The organism is Collinsella aerofaciens (genome assembly GCF_015557435.1).
Lineage (GTDB): Bacteria > Actinomycetota > Coriobacteriia > Coriobacteriales > Coriobacteriaceae > Collinsella > Collinsella aerofaciens_Z.
On the sequence record NZ_JADNOH010000048.1, the window covers coordinates 51884 to 71292 of the forward strand.

At 59.8% G+C, this 19409-nt stretch carries 16 protein-coding genes and 1 tRNA gene; 16 read left to right on the plus strand and 1 reads right to left on the minus strand.

Translation table 11 applies throughout. The annotated features are described in order from the left end of the window. The first annotated feature begins 244 nt into the window (after positions 1-244). The 7 genes from I2G43_RS04425 to I2G43_RS04455 all read left to right on the plus strand — a co-directional run bounded on the left by I2G43_RS04425 (position 245) and on the right by I2G43_RS04455 (position 6761). A complete protein-coding gene (locus I2G43_RS04425) occupies positions 245-1432 on the plus strand; it encodes an ABC transporter substrate-binding protein (RefSeq protein ID WP_195535245.1) in 1188 nt (395 codons plus the stop codon). A gap of 139 nt (positions 1433-1571) precedes the next feature. Beyond that, positions 1572-2453 (plus strand): branched-chain amino acid ABC transporter permease, encoded by an 882-nt coding sequence (locus I2G43_RS04430; protein ID WP_117736810.1) that lies wholly within the window; start codon positions 1572-1574, stop codon positions 2451-2453. 9 nt (positions 2454-2462) lie between these two features. Next, positions 2463-3542: a branched-chain amino acid ABC transporter permease gene (locus I2G43_RS04435; protein WP_195535246.1), complete on the plus strand. Its 1080-nt coding sequence runs from the start codon at positions 2463-2465 to the stop codon at positions 3540-3542. Then, entirely contained in the window at positions 3532-4392 is an 861-nt protein-coding gene (locus tag I2G43_RS04440) for an ABC transporter ATP-binding protein (RefSeq protein WP_055287178.1), read from the plus strand. The genes I2G43_RS04435 and I2G43_RS04440 overlap by 11 nt, the downstream gene beginning before the upstream one ends. Positions 4393-4404: 12 nt before the next feature. Then, the gene (locus I2G43_RS04445) at positions 4405-5106 is read left to right on the plus strand and encodes an ABC transporter ATP-binding protein (RefSeq protein WP_035137222.1); all 702 of its coding nucleotides are present in this window, start codon (positions 4405-4407) and stop codon (positions 5104-5106) included. A gap of 176 nt (positions 5107-5282) precedes the next feature. Beyond that, positions 5283-5960, plus strand: coding sequence for a copper homeostasis protein CutC (locus I2G43_RS04450; RefSeq protein WP_195535247.1), 678 nt, complete (start codon positions 5283-5285; stop codon positions 5958-5960). Positions 5961-5963: 3 nt separating this feature from the next. Next, positions 5964-6761: a DUF4931 domain-containing protein gene (locus tag I2G43_RS04455; RefSeq protein ID WP_195535248.1), complete on the plus strand. Its 798-nt coding sequence runs from the start codon at positions 5964-5966 to the stop codon at positions 6759-6761. Positions 6762-6791: 30 nt separating this feature from the next. On the opposite strand, the gene I2G43_RS04460 is transcribed toward I2G43_RS04455, so the two are convergent. Beyond that, on the minus strand, positions 6792-7790 hold the full coding sequence (locus I2G43_RS04460; RefSeq protein ID WP_195535249.1) for a bile acid:sodium symporter family protein: 999 nt from the start codon (positions 7788-7790) through the stop codon (positions 6792-6794). 276 nt (positions 7791-8066) lie between these two features. Here I2G43_RS04460 and recJ point away from each other — a divergent pair, with 276 nt between their 5' ends. From recJ to rplT, 9 genes are all read left to right on the plus strand, one after another. Further along, positions 8067-11354, plus strand: coding sequence for a single-stranded-DNA-specific exonuclease RecJ (recJ, locus tag I2G43_RS04465; protein WP_195535250.1), 3288 nt, complete (start codon positions 8067-8069; stop codon positions 11352-11354). Between the two features lie 15 nt (positions 11355-11369). Continuing rightward, positions 11370-13730: a RelA/SpoT family protein gene (locus I2G43_RS04470; protein ID WP_195535251.1), complete on the plus strand. Its 2361-nt coding sequence runs from the start codon at positions 11370-11372 to the stop codon at positions 13728-13730. An 84-nt stretch (positions 13731-13814) separates the two neighbouring features. Then, entirely contained in the window at positions 13815-14498 is a 684-nt protein-coding gene (locus I2G43_RS04475) for an MBL fold metallo-hydrolase (protein ID WP_195535252.1), read from the plus strand. A gap of 194 nt (positions 14499-14692) precedes the next feature. Then, positions 14693-15559: a class II fructose-1,6-bisphosphate aldolase gene (gene fba / locus I2G43_RS04480; protein WP_035137086.1), complete on the plus strand. Its 867-nt coding sequence runs from the start codon at positions 14693-14695 to the stop codon at positions 15557-15559. 251 nt (positions 15560-15810) lie between these two features. Next, entirely contained in the window at positions 15811-17244 is a 1434-nt protein-coding gene (locus I2G43_RS04485) for a transglutaminase-like domain-containing protein (RefSeq protein ID WP_195535253.1), read from the plus strand. A gap of 39 nt (positions 17245-17283) precedes the next feature. Continuing rightward, a tRNA-Leu gene (locus tag I2G43_RS04490) sits at positions 17284-17370 on the plus strand. Between the two features lie 430 nt (positions 17371-17800). Further along, entirely contained in the window at positions 17801-18370 is a 570-nt protein-coding gene (gene infC / locus I2G43_RS04495) for a translation initiation factor IF-3 (protein WP_006234423.1), read from the plus strand. Positions 18371-18402: 32 nt separating this feature from the next. Beyond that, complete coding sequence (rpmI, locus tag I2G43_RS04500; protein WP_006234422.1) at positions 18403-18594, plus strand: 50S ribosomal protein L35; 192 nt, start codon at positions 18403-18405, stop codon at positions 18592-18594. A gap of 46 nt (positions 18595-18640) precedes the next feature. Further along, positions 18641-19000 carry a 50S ribosomal protein L20 gene (gene rplT, locus I2G43_RS04505; protein ID WP_006234421.1) on the plus strand — a complete coding sequence of 120 codons (360 nt, stop codon included), beginning with the start codon at positions 18641-18643 and terminating at the stop codon, positions 18998-19000. Positions 19001-19409: the final 409 nt, after the last annotated feature.

The window sequence follows — 19409 nt, forward strand, 5'->3', positions numbered from 1 at the left end:
TGCTTTATTCAGAACAAGGGCGCTTGTAACAGAATGGAAACATTACTTTCACACAATAAAGTGGCATAGCTGCATAAAGCGATAGAAATACGCAGAATTATGGATATAAGGACAAACCGAAAGAAAAGTTGAAATAATCGCCACTTTTCCCAACTAAAGCGTCTACTATTTTGCGAACGCCGAACACGGCGAAGGATGGCCTGTCGGGTAACCGAAACCCGACGAGAAATGAGAGGAGAGCCGCATGTCGAGCCTCACCGGTAAGTCATTGAACCCTGTTATGAATCGCAGGAGCGTTATCGCGAGCGCAGCAGGTCTGGGGGCGATGTCCATTCTAGCTGGCTGCTCCTCCAACGGCGGCGATAGCGGTTCCGCTTCGAGCGACGCCTCGTTTAAGATCGGCACCATCGGCCCGCTGACCGGTGCAAATGCCTCCTATGGCAAGTCCGTTACTCAGGCCGTCGAGCTTGGCTGCAAGGATTTCTCCACCAAGGAACTTCCGCTTGCCAGCAAGGCCGAGGACGATCAGGCCGACGGCGAGAAGGCCGTCAACGCCTTTAATAATCTTCTGGACTGGGGTATGCAGGCCCTCGTCGGCCCGACCACCACGGGCGCATCGGTTGCCGTTGCCGCCGAGTGCGGCAAGGACCCCGAGACGTTCATGATCACCCCGTCCGCGTCTTCCGAGGACGTCACCAAGGGCAAGGATTGCGTCTTCCAGGTTTGCTTTACCGACCCCAACCAGGGCGTCAACGCTGCCAAGTTCCTGGCCGAGAAGTATGCGGACGAGAAGTTCGTGCTCTTCTATAACTCCGGCGACGCATATTCTTCGGGTATTGCCGATGCCTTTAAGGCCCAGGCCGCTGAGTCCAAGCTCGAGATCGTTGACGAGGAAACCTTTAAGGACGACTCTTCCACGAGCTTCACCAACCAGCTGACCAAGGCCAAGCAGGCCGGTGCCACCATGATCTTCGCGCCGATCTACTACACGCCGGCGTCTGTCCTGCTCAAGAACGCTAAGGACATGGGCTACGACGTCAAGATGATGGGCTGCGACGGCATGGACGGCATCCTGGGTGTGGAGGGCTTCGACACCTCCCTTGCCGAGGGCCTGCTGCTCATGACCCCGTTCTCCGCCGACGACGAGAAGAATGCCGACTTCGTCAACGCCTATAAGGACGCTTATGGCGATACCCCCGACCAGTTTGCCGCCGACGCCTACGACGGCGTGCACGCTGTGGTCGAGGCTCTCAAGGAGGCCGGACTGGGTGTCGACGCCGATCCCACCGAGGTCGCCGAGAAGCTGCCCGAGGCCATGCTCAAGATTACCGTTGACGGCCTGACCGGCAAGCTCTCCTGGAATGACAAGGGCCAGGTCCAGAAGGACCCGACGGCGTACGTCATCACCGACGGCAAGTACGTACAGGCCTAATAGGCCGCCTTACATAGAGCGGTTTTGATCCCAAGCAGGGGAGGTTTTGGCCTTCCCTGCTTGCTTGGTATCTAGGGACGATGTAACGTCCCTGTTTCATACATCAATTGGAAACCTATTCGAAAGGGGGATGTGGAACATGACGGTCTTTATCCAATACCTGGTCAACGGCCTGTCCATGGGCAGCGTCTACGCCATCATCGCGTTGGGCTACACCATGGTCTACGGTATCGCCAAGATGCTGAACTTCGCTCACGGCGACGTCATCATGGTCGGTGCCTATGTCTCGTTCTGCGCCACGTCGTATCTCGGCCTCCCGGGCTGGGCTTCTGTAATTCTCTCTTGTGCGGTCTGCACGGTTCTCGGTGTTCTCATCGAGGGCCTGGCCTATAAGCCGCTGCGTCAGGCGGGCCCGCTGGCCGTTCTGATCACGGCCATCGGCGTGTCCTACTTCCTGCAGAACGCCGCCCAGCTCCTGTGGGGCGCCACACCCAAGAACTTTACTTCGCTCGTCACCTTCCCGGTGCCGGAGTTCTTGGCCAAGTACAACGTGAGCGCCGTCTCGCTCGTCACCATCGTCGCCTGCCTGGTCATTATGGCCGGCCTGGTGTTCTTTACGGGCAAGACCAAGATGGGCAAGGCCATGCGCGCCGTGTCCGAGGACAAGGCCGCCGCTCAGCTCATGGGCATCAACGTCAACCGCACCATCTCGATGACGTTCGCCATCGGCTCTGCCCTTGCCGCCATCGCCGGCGTGCTGCTGTGCTCCTACTCGCCGGTCCTGCAGCCCACGACGGGCGCCATGCCCGGCATCAAAGCCTTCGACGCCGCCGTCTTCGGTGGTATCGGCTCCATTCCCGGCGCCTTTGTCGGTGGCATTCTCATCGGCATCATCGAGGCCATGGCACAGGCCTACATTTCCACGAGCCTTGCCAACTCCATTGTCTTTGGCGTTCTGATCATCGTCCTGCTCGTCAAGCCTGCCGGCCTCTTGGGCAAGTACGTCCCCGAGAAGGTGTAGGTGAGCGTTATGAAGTTCCTTAAAGACAAGCAGACGCGTCACGACTTTGTCACGTACGCCATGTGCATCGTGGCCTTCGCCATCGTGTTCTTTATGCAGTCCAACCACATGATCCCGCGCATGATCGCCGGTCAGCTGGTTCCCATTACGGCCTACATCGTCATGGCCATCTCGCTTAACCTCGTCGTCGGCATCGCGGGCGACCTGTCGCTGGGCCACGCGGGCTTTATGAGTGTGGGTGCCTACACGGGTATCGTCACCGCGGTCGCCCTCGAGAGCGCCGTTCCCTCCGATCCGGTGCGCCTCATCATCAGCATTGTGGTCGGCGCTATCGCCGCAGCCATCTTGGGCTTCTTGATTGGCATCCCGGTCCTTCGCCTGAGCGGCGACTACCTGGCCATCGTGACGCTTGCCTTTGGCGAGATCATCAAAGAGATCGTCACCTGCCTTATCGTAGGCGTCGACTCGCGTGGTCTGCACGTGATCTTCAATATCACGGGCAACTCCACGATCGACGACCTGCACCTGCTCGAGGACGGCACCGCCATCATCAAGGGCGCCCAGGGTGCCTCGGGCGTGTCGACCTATTCGACCTTCCTTGCCGGGGCCATCTTGGTCATGGTCGCGCTCGTGATCGTGCTCAACCTGGTCCGCAGCCGTACCGGTCGTGCCATCATGGCCGTGCGCGATAACAAGATCGCTGCCGAGTCCGTGGGCATCTCCGTCACCCAGTACCGTATGATCGCCTTCGTGGTTTCCGCTGCCCTCGCCGGTGCCGCCGGAGCCCTCTTCGGCGGCAACTTCTCGCAGCTCTCCGCCACCAAGTTCGACTTCAACACGTCGATTCTCATCCTGGTGTTCGTGGTCCTGGGTGGTCTGGGCAACATGCGCGGCTCCGTCATCGCTGCGGCGCTGCTCACAGTGCTCCCCGAGCTGCTCCGCCAGTTCTCGGACTACCGCATGCTCATCTACGCCATCGTGCTGATTCTGGTCATGATTTTTACCAACAACCCGCAGCTCAAGGCGTTCTTCGGTCGCATTAAGGACCGCATTGCTCCCAAGAAGGAGGTGGCAGCCGATGCCCAGTAAGTTTGAGTTCAACAAGGGTAAGATGGTTCCGTATCCGTCTGGCGCCATCGTTCCCGACCGCGACCTGGGCGAGCGCCCGGCACTCGAGTGCATTCACCTGGGCATTGAGTTCGGTGGCCTTAAGGCTGTTGACGACTTTAGCCTGACCATCGGCAAGACCGAGATCGCCGGTCTCATTGGCCCCAACGGTGCCGGTAAGACCACGGTCTTCAACCTGCTCACCAAGGTGTATCAGCCCACGCACGGCACCATCCTGCTCGACGGCGAGGACACCTCGGGCAAGTCGGTCTATCAGGTCAACCGCATGGGCATCGCCCGTACCTTCCAGAACATTCGTCTGTTCAACACCATGACGGTGGAGGACAACGTCAAAGTCGGCCTGCACAACCAGGAGCGCTACTCCGGTTTTGAGGGTGTGCTGCGCCTGCCGACGTATTGGAAGCACGAGAAGGCCGCCCACGAGCGCGCCATGGAGCTGCTGTCCATCTTTGACATGGAGCACCTGGCAAATGAGCAGGCCGGCTCGCTGCCTTATGGCGCCCAGCGTCGTCTGGAGATTGTCCGCGCCCTTGCGACCAACCCCAAGTTGCTGCTGCTCGACGAGCCTGCCGCCGGCATGAACCCGTCCGAGACCGCGGAGCTCATGGAGAACATCGTCAAGATCCGCGACACCTTCGGCATCGCCATCATGCTCATCGAGCACGACATGTCGCTCGTCATGAACATCTGCGAGGGCATCTGCGTGCTTAACTTTGGTAAGGTCATCGCCAAGGGCACGGCCGAGGAAATCCAGAACAACGATGCCGTTATCGAGGCGTATCTGGGCAAGCAGGATAAGGGGGAGAACTAAATGGCAGAGCCGATGCTTTCCGTCTACAACATCAACGTCTGGTACGGCGCCATCCACGCCATCAAGGACATCTCCTTTAACGTCAACGAGGGTGAGATCGTGGCCCTGATCGGCGCCAACGGTGCCGGCAAGTCCACGACGCTTAAGACTGTCTCGGGCCTGCTGCGCTCCAAGACCGGCTCCATCAAGTTTATGGGCGAGGACATTACCCATACGCCCGCCGACAAGCTGGTGGGCAAGGGTCTGGCTCAGGTTCCCGAGGGACGTCGCGCCTTTTTGCAGATGACGGTCGAGGAGAACCTGGAGATGGGCGCTTACACGCAGCCCAAGTCCACGGTAGCCCCGGGTCTTGAGCGCGTCTACGAGCAGTTCCCGCGCCTTAAGGAGCGCCGTCGTCAGGTCGCCGGCACCCTTTCGGGCGGCGAGCAGCAGATGCTCGTTATGGGCCGCGCCCTTATGAGCAACCCCAAGCTGCTCATGCTCGACGAGCCCTCCATGGGCCTGGCGCCGATTCTGATCGAGCAGATCTTCCAGATCGTCGAGGACCTGCACAAGGCCGGCACCACGGTGCTTCTGGTCGAGCAGAACGCGCAGATGGCGCTTTCCATCGCCACGCGCGGCTACGTGCTCGAGACCGGCAAGATCACCATGACCGGCACCGGCCAGGAGCTCCTGCATGACGACAACGTCCGCAAGGCCTATCTGGGCGGTTAATCCATTCAACAAAGGGGGCGCTGACTATCCCGGTCAGCGCCCCCTTTTTAAGTTGCGGTGAAATAGGGACTAATTGGGGGTTCAAGAAGCCAAAACAGTCCCTATTCCACCGCAACTTCATGGGGGCGTGCGACAATGCCCGTCGGAAAACACTTGCTGCCTTTGGGGGTCTATCTATGCTGTACGAGTTTTGTGCCGAGAACTTTGAGCGGGTGCCGGCGGCTATCGAGGCCGGTGCGGGGCGCATTGAGCTGTGCGACAACCTCGCCGTCGGTGGCACCACGCCTTCCGCCGGCGTTATCAGCGCTACGGTCAACAATGCTCACGAGCATGATGCGCAGGTGATGTGCATGATTCGCCCGCGTGGTGGCGACTTTCATTACAGCCAGGACGAGCTGCGCATGATGGAGATGGATCTGGGCCTTGCCGTGAGTGCCGGCGTTGACGGCCTGGTCTTTGGATGCTGCAAGCCCTGTGCCGGCGGCTGGGCGCTCGACGAGCTCACCCTCGGCGCCCTCGTGATGGCTGCGGGCTGTGCGGCAGAGGAGTGCAAGCGTGAGCTCATCGACATCACCTTCCACATGGCATTTGACCAGCTCTCACCCGAGGCTCAGCTCGATGCAATTGACACGCTTGCCGACTGCGGCGTTACGCGCATCTTGACGCACGGCGGAGCGGCCGGCACGCCGATTGAGGGTAATTTCGATCATCTGGCTCGCTTGATCGAGTATGCGGGTGATCGCTTGACCATCCTTCCCGGTGGTGGCATCACCGCGGCCAACCGCGATGCGGTCGCGGCGGCGCTGGGCGTGTCCGAGCTCCATGGCACCAGAATCGTGCCGCTGGAGGCGTAGCCCGTGGCGCTCGTATTTGATGTCCAGCAGGCGAGCGGCAAGCCCGACGACAACCGCCGCCCGGGCACCGCGTGCCCCTTCTGCGATACGGAGGGACTTGCCAACATCATCCAGCGCGATGGTGATTGCATCTGGCTCGAGAATAAGTTCAAGACCTTGCGGGCCACTCGTCAGACCGTGTTGATCGAGTCGGCCGATCACGATGCCGACCTGGTGACCTATGCGGCGGACGAGCTGCATCATGTAATGCGGTTTGCCCTGGGCTGTTGGCAGCAGATGATCGAATCCCAGCAGTACCGCAGCGTGCTCATGTACAAGAACAAGGGCCCGCTTTCGGGCGGAAGCCTGGTACACCCGCACATGCAGATTGTGGGCCTGGAGCAAGAGGACGGCTACGCGGCGCTGACCTCGGCCAACTTTGCAGGCATCAATGTCTGGCAGCAGGGGAGAATCTCGGTCAGCATCTCAACCGAGCCGATCATGGGATTCTTTGAGGTCAACGTTTCAGCCCCGCAGGGAATCACCGCCAGCGATGACGCGCGAGACCAAGCCGAAGCGGACCTGTTTGTCGATGCGATTCAGGTGGCCCTGCGCTATATCCTGCACGAGCATCACGGCGGTCGCGCGGAGTCGTACAACTTGTTCTTCTACCACATGGACGGCCGGACCATTGCCAAGGCGCTGCCACGTTGGGTGGTATCGCCCTACTTTGTGGGCTATCGTCTGGCCCAGGTCAATGCCGAGACCACGCTCGATATCGATGCTGAGCGCCTACGCGCACATCTGGAAACGCTCGCATAGCAAGGCGAACGCCTGCGAAAAGCGTGCTGCCTAGCGTGCCATCGCGTCGCGGCCGGCTTCGACCCGCTTGCGCTGTTTGGCGCGCTCCTCGCCGGTTAGGCGCTCAAAGAGATGCCCGATAATCGAGGCGAGTATCTGCTGAAACAGCGTTCCGCACATGACGGGAAACACGACTTCGCCTGGAAAGTACTGCGTGGCGATGACGGCACCCGAAGAGATGTTGCGCATGCCGCAGGTAAAGCACATGGTGGTCGTCTCGCTATACGGCAGGTGCAGGGCGCGGGCGACCAAGATACCGATGATAAAGCCGCTGATGGCGAATACCAAAATAAAGAGGGCGACTCCCAAGCGCTCGGCGTTCATATGCAGCACGTACTCGCTCATGGCGGTGGAGTTGGATGCGATGACGCCCATCATCATGAACTTGCAGGCGGGCGAGAGCGCGGGGGAGAGCTTCTCGTGACCCCAACCGCGCGTGAGTTCGTTGATGACGATACCGAGCACGGCGGGGATGGCGATCATAAAGGCCATGTTCTGCATCATGCTCGGCACGTCGATCGAGACGGTAGCGCCCAGCAGGAGCTTGAGCGTAAGCGGAATCGTCACGGGTGAGATGACTGAGGACGTCAGGATAATGGTGAGTGCGAGCGGGCCGTTGCCACCGAACATGCTGATCCACATAAAAGCGGTGACGGCTACGGGCACGCTGTATTCGAGCACGATGCCGCAGACAAGGTTGGGGTTGGAGCCAAAGAACAGTGAGCCCATGGCATACGCCGCGATGGGGATGATCACAGCCGAGACAAATAACGCCAAAATCAGATGCAGGGGACGGCGGAACACCTCAGCTACCTGGTGAAAGGTGTTGCTGAGCGCACCTTGGAACGTCATAAAGGCAAATAGGGCGGGAACGATGGGCTTAAGTACGCCGATCTGCTGGGGAAAGAGCACACCGAGCGCCACGCAAATCGGAACGATGACCTGCATGTGCCCCGCGAGAAACTTGCCCAGTCCAACCCATTGCTTCATATGCTCTTGTGACTCCCTTTGCTCGTGAATCCGTTTTGAATGGATATGCTAGACGCTCGCATGCGTCCGTGCGCCAGAAACGCTCGATTATTTCGAGGCTATTACCGGCATCGTTTACCGAAACCGCGGCGAGCTGCGGCGATTTGCGTCCGCGCTGCACGGTATAATAAATCCGTTCAACAGATCTGCCTGCCGAAGCGGGCATACACAGAGGACTCATCGCTATGAACCGTGAGAGGTATCGCGGCGACCTGCCCTTATCGGGGGTGGGCGCCTATGTCATCGCTTAAGACGACGCATCGCTGGGCGGTCGCTCAGCAAAACCCCGAGCTCGAAAAGGAGCTTTCGGCTGGCCTGGGCATACCCGGGCTGGTGGCGCGCATTATGGTTGCGCACGGCATTACATCCATCGAGGAAGGTCAGCTGTTTTTGACGCCTTCGCTCGATCGCGATTGGGCCGACCCACTCATTATCCCGGGCATGTCGGTCGTTGCCGACCGCGTTGAGCGTGCTATTCGCAACCACGAGCATATCGCGGTCTTTGGCGATTTTGACGTTGACGGTATTACGTCGACCTGCCTGTTGACCGAGGCGCTGCTCACGTTTGGCGCCGATGTCACACCGTTTATTCCGCATCGATTTGACGAGGGTTATGGCCTATCGCGTGCGGCGCTCGACCGCGTTAACGAGCTCGCTCGCCCCCAGCTGATCGTGACCGTCGATAACGGCATTGCCGCCAAGGAAGAGGTCTCCTATCTGGAGAGCCTGGGGATCGATTTGGTGGTCACGGACCATCACGAGCCCTCAGATCAGGTGCCGCAGGGCGTACCCCTGACCGACCCCAAGCTCGAGGACGAGGGTCCCTCGCGCGAGCTCGCCGGTGCCGGCGTGGCGCTCAAGCTGGTGCAAGTCCTGGGCGAGCGTCTGGGCAAGCCGTCGTATTGGCGTTCGCTGATTGAGGTTGCGGCGCTGGGTACCGTGTCCGACATGATGCCGTTGACGCCCGAGAACCGCGCGCTGGTCGCCGAGGGCATCCAGCAGATGCGCGTGACGGCCCGCCCCGGCTATATCGCGCTGGCCGCGCTCGCCAAGGCCGACCTTTCTACCATTACGGCCGATGGCCTGTCATTTTCGCTCATTCCTCGTTTGAATGCCGCCGGGCGCATGGCCGATCCCAAGCTGGCACTCGACCTGCTGCTTGCCCACGATCCTATCGAGGCAAGCGCGCTTGCCGCCGAGCTCGAGGAAATCAATCGCCAACGCCGCGAGATCGAGGCGGAGCTCACACGCGATGCCATGGCAAAGGTCGAGGAGACCTATGATGGCGGTCGCGCAATCGTCGTGGGTGGCGAGGGCTGGCACGAGGGCGTCAAGGGTATCGTGGCGAGCCGCCTGACCAACCGTTACCACGTGCCGGCGCTGCTGTTCTCGATCGAAGACGGTATCGCGCGCGGTTCGGGTCGCTCGGTGGGCAAGGTCAACCTGTTCGACGCCGTAGAACGCTGCTCCGATCTGCTGATTCGTCGCGGCGGGCATGCGGGTGCGGTGGGCGTGACCATCGAGGCGTCCAAGCTCGACGAGTTTCGTCGTCGTCTTTCCGCCGTGCTGTCCGAGCTTCCCGCCGAGGACTTTGAGGACACCGACGAGGTTGCTGCCACCGTCGACCTCTCCGAGCTGAATATTGAGACCATCGAGCAGATTTCCCGCCTTGAGCCGTTTGGCCAGGGCAACAAGGTGCCGCTGCTGGCTGCCGAGGGCGTGACGATGTGTGATCGCGCCGTGGTGGGCAAAACCGGCGAGCACATGCGCTTTGTGGCGACGGATGGTGCCGCGAGCGTGCCGGCCATCATGTTCCGCGTACCGCAGATCGATAAGCTCATCAATTGCGATAGTGCGGTCGACTTGGTGTTCGAGGCCGTGGCCGAGCATTGGCAGGGCCGAGTAAAACCCAAGCTCATGATCAAGGATGTTCTGGTCCGCGACACCACGGCGCCGAGCGTTGACGACCCGGCATGCGAGCTCCGCCGTGGCGTACAGCCGGCGGATTCTGGCCTGCGCCTGGAGTCCCGCAAGCGCCAGACGCTCGCCCAGCTTTCCTATACCGAGCTCACGCGCTCGCTTATCCACAGCTTTATCGGCTCGAACCAGCCGCATCGCGCGCAGGTCGAGGCGCTCGAAGCCCTAGCCGATCACCAAAGTGTTCTGGCCGTTATGGGAACGGGGCGCGGCAAGTCCCTCATCTTCCATGTGCATGCCGCACGCGAGGCGGTTCTTCGCGGGCGTGCGAGCATCTTTGTCTATCCGCTGCGTGCGCTCGTGGCCGACCAGGCCTATCACCTCTCGTCGACGATGGCCGCGCTCGGCATTGGCGTCGGTGTGCTGACTGGCGAGACCGTGGAGGCCGCGCGCGATGACGTGTTTGCCGGCTTGGCTTCGGGCCGCACCGGCATCGTGCTCACGACGCCCGAGTTCCTGTCCATTCACCGCGACCGCTTTGCGCGTTCCGGGCGCATCGGATTTGTCGTTATCGATGAAGCGCACCATGCCGGTCTTGCCAAGGGCGGCGACCGCAGTGCCTATCTCGACATGCCCGATATCCTCAAGGCCCTGGGTGACCCGGTCGTTCTGGCCGCGACGGCCACCGCGACGGCTCCTGTCGTGGCCGAGCTCGCACGCGTGCTGCCGATCACTCGCACGGTGGTCGACGAGACGGTGCGCGAGAACCTGCAGCTCGAGGACGATCGCGATCTCGCGAGCCGCGAGAACCGCCTGGTGTCCATTGTGGCGACGGGGGAGAAGACCGTCATCTACGTCAACTCGCGCGACCAATCCGTGGCGCTTGCCAAGACGCTGCGCAAGCGCGTGCCCGATTGCGCGACCCGCATCGCGTTCTATAACGCGGGGCTCGCGCGCTCCGATCGCCGCCGTGTGGAGGAGGCGTTCCGAGACGGAAGCCTCAGTTGCATCGTTTCGACTTCTGCCTTTGGCGAGGGCGTAAACCTGCCCGATATCCGCCATGTCGTGCTTTACCACATGCCGTTTGGCGCCATCGAGTTCAACCAGATGAGCGGGCGCGCCGGTCGCGACGGACAGCCCGCCGTGATCCATCTGCTCTATTCGTCGCGCGACGCCCGCATTAACGAGCGCCTGCTCGATTGCTACGCTCCCGAGCGCGACGAGCTCGTCACGCTCTATCGCGCACTGCAGACTATGTGGCGCTCCAACCGCGGCAAGACCGGGGACGACTCGTTTAGCGCGAGCGATATCGACATCGCGCAGATGTGCCTCGCCATCGATGCCCGCACGCCGGTTGACGAGCGCTCGGTTGCAAGCGGTCTGGGAATCTTCGAAGAGCTTGGTTTCTGTCGCGTTTCGGGGTTTGACGACACGCGCCGCATCGCGATGGCCGAAAACCCCGGCCGTGTGCAATTGAGCAGGTCAATTCGCTATTTGGAGGGCCTGCGCTCTCGCATGGAGTTCTCGGCTTTCCGGAGCTGGGCGCTCGATTCGTGCGCTTCTGATATGCTAGCCAAAGTTAACCGCCCGATCGTACCGCGGGCCTAGGGGAAGGGGACCTCGATGGATGCCGCAGCCCGTACCGCCCATGATTCCACCCTCCAGCCGTTCTCGGAGATGGAGCACTATAAGCATGCCGATGAGCTGCCGCCCGAGATTATGGCGGACAGCTACGACAAGCTGGAGCGCCTGTGCCTCAAATATATGAATGAGGACGACTTCTCTAAGGTAGAGCAGGCATACTGCTTTGCCGCCGAGAAGCATTGCAACCAAAAGCGCCGCTCGGGCGAGATGTACATCAACCATCCCGTCGAGGTGGCTATCATCCTGGCCGACCTCAAGATGGACTGCGACGTGGTGTGCGCCGCGCTGCTGCACGATACCGTCGAGGATACCGAGACCTCGCTTGCCGATGTCTCGGGCCTGTTTGGCGATACGGTGGCCGAGCTTGTCGACGGCGTGACCAAGCTCACCAACATCGAAGTCGACAGCATGGACGAGAAGCAGGCGCTTACGCTGCGCAAGATGTTCCTCGCCATGTCCAAGGACATCCGCGTCATCATCGTCAAGCTTGCCGACCGCCTGCACAACATGCGTACGCTGGCGGCGCTTCGCGAGGACCGTCGCCTGTTTAAGGCACGTGAGACCATGGACGTGTATGCGCCCCTGGCCGACCGCCTGGGCATGAGTTCCATTAAGTGGGAGCTCGAGGACCTGTCCTTCTTCTATCTGGAGCCCGACGCCTACCAGCGCATCGCGCGCATGGTGGCGGAGTCGCGCGAGGTTCGCGAGCGCTATCTGGCCGAGACCATCAAGACGCTCACCGACGAGCTCAACCGCATTGGCCTGGAAGGTTTCCAGATCAACGGCCGTTCCAAGCACTATTGGTCCATCTATCAAAAGATGAAGCGCAAAGGCAAGGAGTTCTCCGAGATCTATGATTTGGTGGCGCTGCGCGTCATTACCCATTCGGTGCGCGATTGCTACTCTACGCTCGGCGCGGTGCACACGCTGTGGCACCCCATGCCCGGCCGCTTTAAAGACTATATCGCCATGCCCAAGGTCAATAACTACCAGTCGCTCCATACGACGGTTATCGGCCCCACGGCCCGCCCGCTCGAGATTCAGATTCGAACCTACGAGATGCATGAGCAGGCAGAGTACGGCATTGCCGCCCACTGGCTGTATAAGAAGTCGGGTGGATCGTCTGCCTCCAAGACCAACGACGCCCAGCGCCTGGACGACCAAATCAACTGGCTCAAGCACTCGCTCGATTGGGCCGCCTCCGACGAGATCACCGATGCCAAGGAGTACCTGCATTCGCTGAAGGTCGACCTGTTCGACCAGGAGATTTTTGTCTTTACGCCCAAGGGCGAAGTCATGGCGCTTCGTGCCGGCTCCACCCCGCTCGACTTTGCCTATGCCGTCCACACCGAGGTCGGCAACCACTGCGTGGGCGCCAAGATCAACGGTGCGGTGGCGCCGCTCACGCACGAGATAAAGACGGGCGACCGCGTCGAGATCCTAACCAACAAGAGCTCCAAGCCGTCGCGCGACTGGCTCAAGATCGTCAAGACGCCTTCGGCCAAGTCCAAGATCCGTCGCTACTTTGCCGCCGCGACCAAGGATGACGACGCTGCCGCCGGTCGCGACATGCTGGCAAAGGACCTGCGCAAGCGCGGATACGGCATTTCCACGCCGCGCTCGACGCGCGCGCTCAATGCCGTGGCGGAGCAGCTGAACTTTAAGCAGCTCGAGGACCTGTTTGCGGCCGTCGGTGCCGGTAAGGTCGCCCCACGTGCCGTGGGCAACAAGGTCGAGCAGATTTTGGACCCCAAGCCCGAGGAGCAGCTCACCAAGGCTGAGGCTATCGCCGAGGTCGTGAAACAGCCCGCCCGCGGCTCCAACCGCAAGCCGCAAAAGCGCGGCAAGAGCGCGAGCAACGGCATCATCGTCAAGGGCGAGAGCAACAGCGGCCTGTTGGTGCGCCTAGCGCATTGCTGCAATCCCGTGACGGGCGACGATATCGTCGGCTTCATCACGCGCGGTCGCGGCGTCTCGGTGCACCGTGCCAACTGCCCCAACGTCAAGGGCCTTATGGAGCACCCCGAGCGCATGATTGACGTGGAGTGGGATGGCGCCGCCGACACCCTCTTCCAGGTCGAGATCGTGGTCGAGTGCCTGGACCGTATGGGTCTGCTCAAGGATGTCACCATCGCCATCGGCGATGCGGGCGGCAACATCCTTTCGGCTGCCACGTCGACCAACCGCGAAGGCATCGCAACGCTGCGCTTTATGGTCGAGATTTCGGACGCGAGCGGCCTGGATCCGCTTCTGGCCTCTATCAGCAGCGTCGACTCGGTCTACGACGCTCGCCGTCTTATGCCCGGCGAGGGCGGCGCGCAACTCAAGCGCCGCGTTTAGTCGCGACGAACGTGCCACATTATCGATATTCGCTACACTCGAGGCATCGTTTGATGCCTCGAGTTCTATAGAGAGGAGAGGGACATGAGTGCTGTGTCCTTGGATTTAACTCCCAAGGGATCGGTCGAGATCGAGACGCTTGTAAACGGCCCCATTCAGACCAATAGCTATGCTGTTATCTCGGACAATGAGTGCATGATTATCGATCCCGCATGGGAAGGCGAGCGCTTGGTGGAGCATATTCGAGCTGAGCATCCCGGCGTACGCGTGCTTAGCTCCGTATGCACTCATGGCCATGCTGATCACGTTGGTGGTGTTGCCGGCGTGCGAACCACCGTTGGCGAGAGCTGCCAGTATGAGCTGTGTGCTAAGGACGTGGCGGTGCCGCATGCGAACATCGAGGAACAGCGAACAATGTGGGGCATTGAGACGCCCGACCCCGGGGAGCCGACGCGTCTGCTCGCTGAGGGCGATACGATTGGAGTGGGCGACATCTGCCTGCAGGTGATCGAGACGCCGGGGCATACGCCGGGCGGCATCGTCCTGTTCGCCGCCACCGAGCAGGGGAACATCGCTTTTGTGGGTGACACACTTTTCCCAGGCAGCCATGGCCGCACCGATCTTTCCGGCGGTGACGAGGCATCGATTATGCGCTCGCTCGCCAAACTTGCCAGGGTTCTTCCACCCGATACCGTTTGTCTGACGGGTCATGGCGATTCGACCACCGTTGCGCGCGAGCTCATGCAGAACCCGTTTATGCAGATGTAGCTTCGGAGCTGACTTTCGAATCACGAAGACCGCTCAATCGTCAAGTTATTTTCCCCAACGGGTCGATTCTGTGGGGCAAACGGTCAAAAAATGTCCGATCAGACGATATTCGTGAACAAACGAACGTTAATGCTCCGGTATGCCGTGGTAAAATCACAGGCGTTATCGGAGCAACCTTACAGGAGGTTTCTTTTATGCTCGTCAACGCAGCAGACATGCTCAAGAAGGCCGAGGCCGGCAAGTACGGTCTCGGTGCCTTCAACACCAACAACCTCGAGTGGACCCTGGCTATTCTCCAGGCCGCCGAGGAGGCCAAGTCTCCGCTGATCCTTCAGTGCACCGCCGGTGCCGCTAAGTGGATGGGCGGTTTCAAGGTCTGCGCCGACATGGTCAAGGCTGCCGTCGAGGCCACGGGTGTTACCGTTCCCGTCGCCCTTCACCTCGATCACGGTTCTTACGAGGACTGCTTCAAGTGCATCGAGGCCGGCTTCACGTCCATCATGTATGATGGCTCTCACGAGGAGACCTTCCAGCTTAACCTCGACCGCACCAAGGAGCTCGTTGAGCTTGCCCACTCCAAGGGCATGTCCATCGAGGCCGAGGTCGGCGGCATTGGCGGCACCGAGGACGGCGTGACCTCCAGCGGCGAGCTCGCTGATCCTGCTGAGTGCAAGCAGATCGCTGACCTGGGCGTCGACTTCCTCGCCTGCGGCATCGGCAACATCCACGGCGTGTATCCCGCCGACTGGGCTGGCCTTTCCTTCGAGCGTCTGGGCGAGATCAAGGCTCAGACCGGCGACCTGCCCCTCGTTCTGCACGGTGGCACCGGCATCCCCGAGGATCAGATCAAGAAGGCCATTTCCCTGGGCATCTCCAAGATCAACGTCAACACCGACCTGCAGCTCGTCTTCGCCAAGGGCGTCCGCGAGTACATCGAGGCTGGCAAGGATCAGCAGGGCAAGGGCTTTGACCCCCGCAAGCTCCTCAAGCCTGGTCGCGACAACATCGTTGCCCGCACCAAGGAGCTCATGGAGGAGTTTGGCTCCGTCAACAAGGCGTAAGTAGCGGTTTAACTTTCCCGCCGGAGGCCCCGTTCACCCTACGCTTTTCCCTTGCGCTCACCTGGCTTTGCCAGAAGTCGCGCAATGGGAAAAGCTCCGGGGGACGGGGCTTCCTTCGTTTTCCGCCGCAGGGTTACGGGGCTGAGATAATTTAATTGCTACCGTTTATCGGTGTTGGGGGCTCCTTGGTTGGGGCTTTGTTTTTATCTCGGTACAATGGGTTTGGTTTGTCGTTCGGCGTGGGAGTGGTTATGGCTGTTGTTGATGTGTTGCCTTCGGATGGGAAGGTTGTTGCCAAGGGTCCTGTTGGTTGCTCTGTTGATGTTTGTTGTGATGATTTTCGTCATCTTGATATTGGATTGCCACCTGAGATTCTTCGTCTTAAGGATGCTGGGTATTTGACGCAGGCTGTTGCGGCTTGCGATCGTCTTTTGGAGCAGAATCCTGAGCCTTCGCTGGCTGCTTGTGTTCGTGCCGAGCGGTATCGCATGCTTGAGACACCGCTGCACTTCTCCGTTTCTCGTGATCGGGCTATCGCAATGATTCGCGAGGAGTGGCCTGAGTTTGCTGAGGAACAGTTTGACGATCTGATCGACCATAAGCGTATTGACTGGCGCTTTATCGATGGCGAGCTGTTTGTTCTTGATAACTTCCTCGATTCGCTTCGCGTGTATCCCAAGGAGGTTCCGGGCTTGCGTCCCGATCCTACGGACGGCATAGCGCTGCGCAACCAGATGCTCAAGGAGATGGAGTCGCAAAACGGGTTGACTCGCGTCATCACGCTTAAGGCGTCCGTATCTGTCCCTGGGGCTTTGGAGGGGGAGACCGTTCGCGCGTGGCTTCCCGTTGCCGCCGCCTGCCGTCAGCAGTCTCAGGTTGAGATTCTCGATATGACGCCGGAGGGCGCTGTTGCCCCTGAAGACGTTTCGGTTCGTACTGCCTCGTGGACATCTTCGACTGAGCGTTCGTTCTCGGTGACCTATCGCTATCGCATCGATGTCGCCTATTGCGATGTCTATGGCGGTGCGCTTCCGTCGCATCCGTGCATGGACACGCCGCTGCCCGAGGACACTTCCGAGGACCGTCCGCATATTGCGTTTACACCGTACCTCCAGCAGTTGACGGAGCGTGTCATTGACGGGCTCGAGGATCCGCTCGATCGTGTCCGTGCCATCTATGATTATCTGACGCAGCATATCGACTATCGCTATCAGCCGCCGTACTTACTTTTGGGCTCTATTGCCGATGACTGCGCACATTCGCTCCGCGGCGATTGCGGCGTTATGGCGCTTACGTTTATCACCATGTGTCGCATTGCCGGCGTGCCTTCCCGTTGGCAGAGTGGCCTGTATGTTGCACCCGATTCGGTGGGACCGCACGATTGGGCGGAGTTCTATACGCCGCAGACCGGTTGGCTCAACGCCGATGTATCATTTGGCTCCTCGGCGCGCAGGATGGGGGAGGAGTGGCGTCGTCGTCACTACTTTGGCAACCTCGATCCATGGCGCACGGTGGCAAACAATCGGTTCCAGGCCGAGTTTGAGCCGGTTTTCGACGGCATGCGCGAGGACCCCTACGACAATCAGATGGGCGAGGCCTCAGTCGACGGTCGCGGATGCCGTCAGCGTGAGATGCTCCGTACGGTCGAACTCGTCGAAATGCTCGAAGTTCCATTTTCGGACTAATCGATAGCAAGCTGTGATAAACTAACTCACGCATTACGTGCCCGAGTGGCGGAATTGGCAGACGCAGTGGACTCAAAATCCACCGTTGGCAACAACGTGCGAGTTCGAGTCTCGCCTCGGGCACCATACATGCAGGTGAGCGTTCAAGGGGGTCTAGGCCCCCTTTTTCGTGCCGAACTCGCGTGAGCGCGCGGAGCGTTAAGCAAACAGGCCTGTGGCCTGTTTGTAGCGGAGCGTGGCGAGGGCGCCGTGCGCCCGAAGCCCGGGGCTTCGCGAAGCGAAGGCCCTTCGAGTCTCGCCTCGGGCACCATACATGCACCTGCGCTTCAAGGGGGTCAAGGCCCTCTTTTCGTGTACGTAATGTGATAACGCGTCGAACGTGTTATTATCGCCAAGGCGTTGTTCCCGCAATGCCCTAAAGAGGAACCCGAGGGTTCCCACCTTTTGGCGCCAATGAGCAGCTGACTGGTCATACAACTTAGATTCCCTTCCTCATATCGAGGATATCTATGTGTACGACCTGGTTGCTGAGAAGCGCCGGGTTATTTTTTTATGAATGGAGGTAGGGAAAATAGCTAAGTCTGATGACACCCGCATCAACGACGAGATCACTGCATCTTCGTGCCGTTTGATTGGCGTCGATGGCTCTCAGCTCGGCCTGTTCGCCATCCGCGATGCCCAGCGCGTCGCTGACGATCAGGGTCTCGACCTGGTCGAGATCGCTCCCAACGCGGAGCCGCCGGTCTGCAAGGTCATGGACTACGGTAAGTTCAAGTACCAGCAGGCCATGAAGGCCAAGGCTGCTCGTAAGAACCAGTCCAAGGTCGAGGTTAAGGAAATGAAGTTCCGACCCAAGATCGACGTTGGTGACTACGAGACCAAGAAGGGCCACGTTCTGCGTTTCCTCAAGAAGGGCGCACGCGTTAAGATCACCATCATGTTCCGCGGCCGTGAGATGGCTCACCCGGAGCAGGGCCTTAACGTTCTCGAGCGTCTCGCCGAGGATCTCAAGCCTTACGCTACGGTCGAGTCCAAGCCTAAGATGGAAGGCCGTAACATGCTTATGCTGCTCGCCCCGATTAAGGGCGCCTTCGATGAGGATAAAGCGGCAAGCGATACTAAGTAACTAGTGTTCTGTAACCGATTAAGGAGTATTTCATGCCTAAGATGAAGTCCCACAGCGGCACCAAGAAGCGTTTCCGCAAGACTGGTACCGGCAAGCTTATGCGCGCCAAGGCTTTCAAGAGCCACATCCTGAGCAAGAAGTCCACCAAGCGTAAGCGTGGCTTCCGTCAGGAGACCGAGATCGCCGCTGCCGACCGCAAGGTCATCAAGTCGCGTCTCGCCTAAGTTCGCGTTCCCGTTTTTCGTTTTACCGTCTAGGAGTTGATAGAACATGGCACGTATTAAGCGCGCTGTTGCCGCCAAGAAGAAGCGCCGTACCGTTATGCACCGTGCGAAGGGTTACTACGGTGCCGCTTCGCGTACTTACAAGCATGCTAAAGAGCAGGTCCAGCACTCCCTGCAGTATCAGTATCGTGATCGCCGCAACAAGAAGCGCGAGATCCGTTCTCTCTGGATCACCCGCATCAACGCTGCTGCTCGCCTGAACGACATCTCTTACTCTCAGTTCATGCACGGCCTGAAGGTTGCCGGCATCGAGCTCGACCGTAAGGTTCTGGCTCAGATGGCTTACGAGGACATCGAGTCCTTCAACGAGCTGGCCACCATCGCCAAGAAGGCTCTCGAGGCCTAATAGATTCTCTTGAATCGCTAGGGGAGTGTCGCGTTGTACGCGACGCTCCCTCTTTTTGTCTAAAGCGCTGGTATATATAGCTAAAAGCGCGGGTAGATAGACATTTACAGGTGACCGATCTTTATATACCTCTTAACCGAAGGGTCATCATCTGATACGTGCGGTCTTGCTGCACCCGACTTTCTATTACCTATATAGAAAGCGATAGATTGTGTAGGACTTGTGAAGAGTGGAATTGACGTCCCGCATGGCTTCGCGGTCTGGCAATATATCTCCTTGCCGCGCGGCCCGGTGGAACCGGATGGACCGCGGGGCGTGCACCTTGAGAACCGGATACTGCGAGGATGGACACTGATTCAGTGTCGCATCCGGGCAGACATCGAACCATTTGAAATGGTCTAACTTGGAT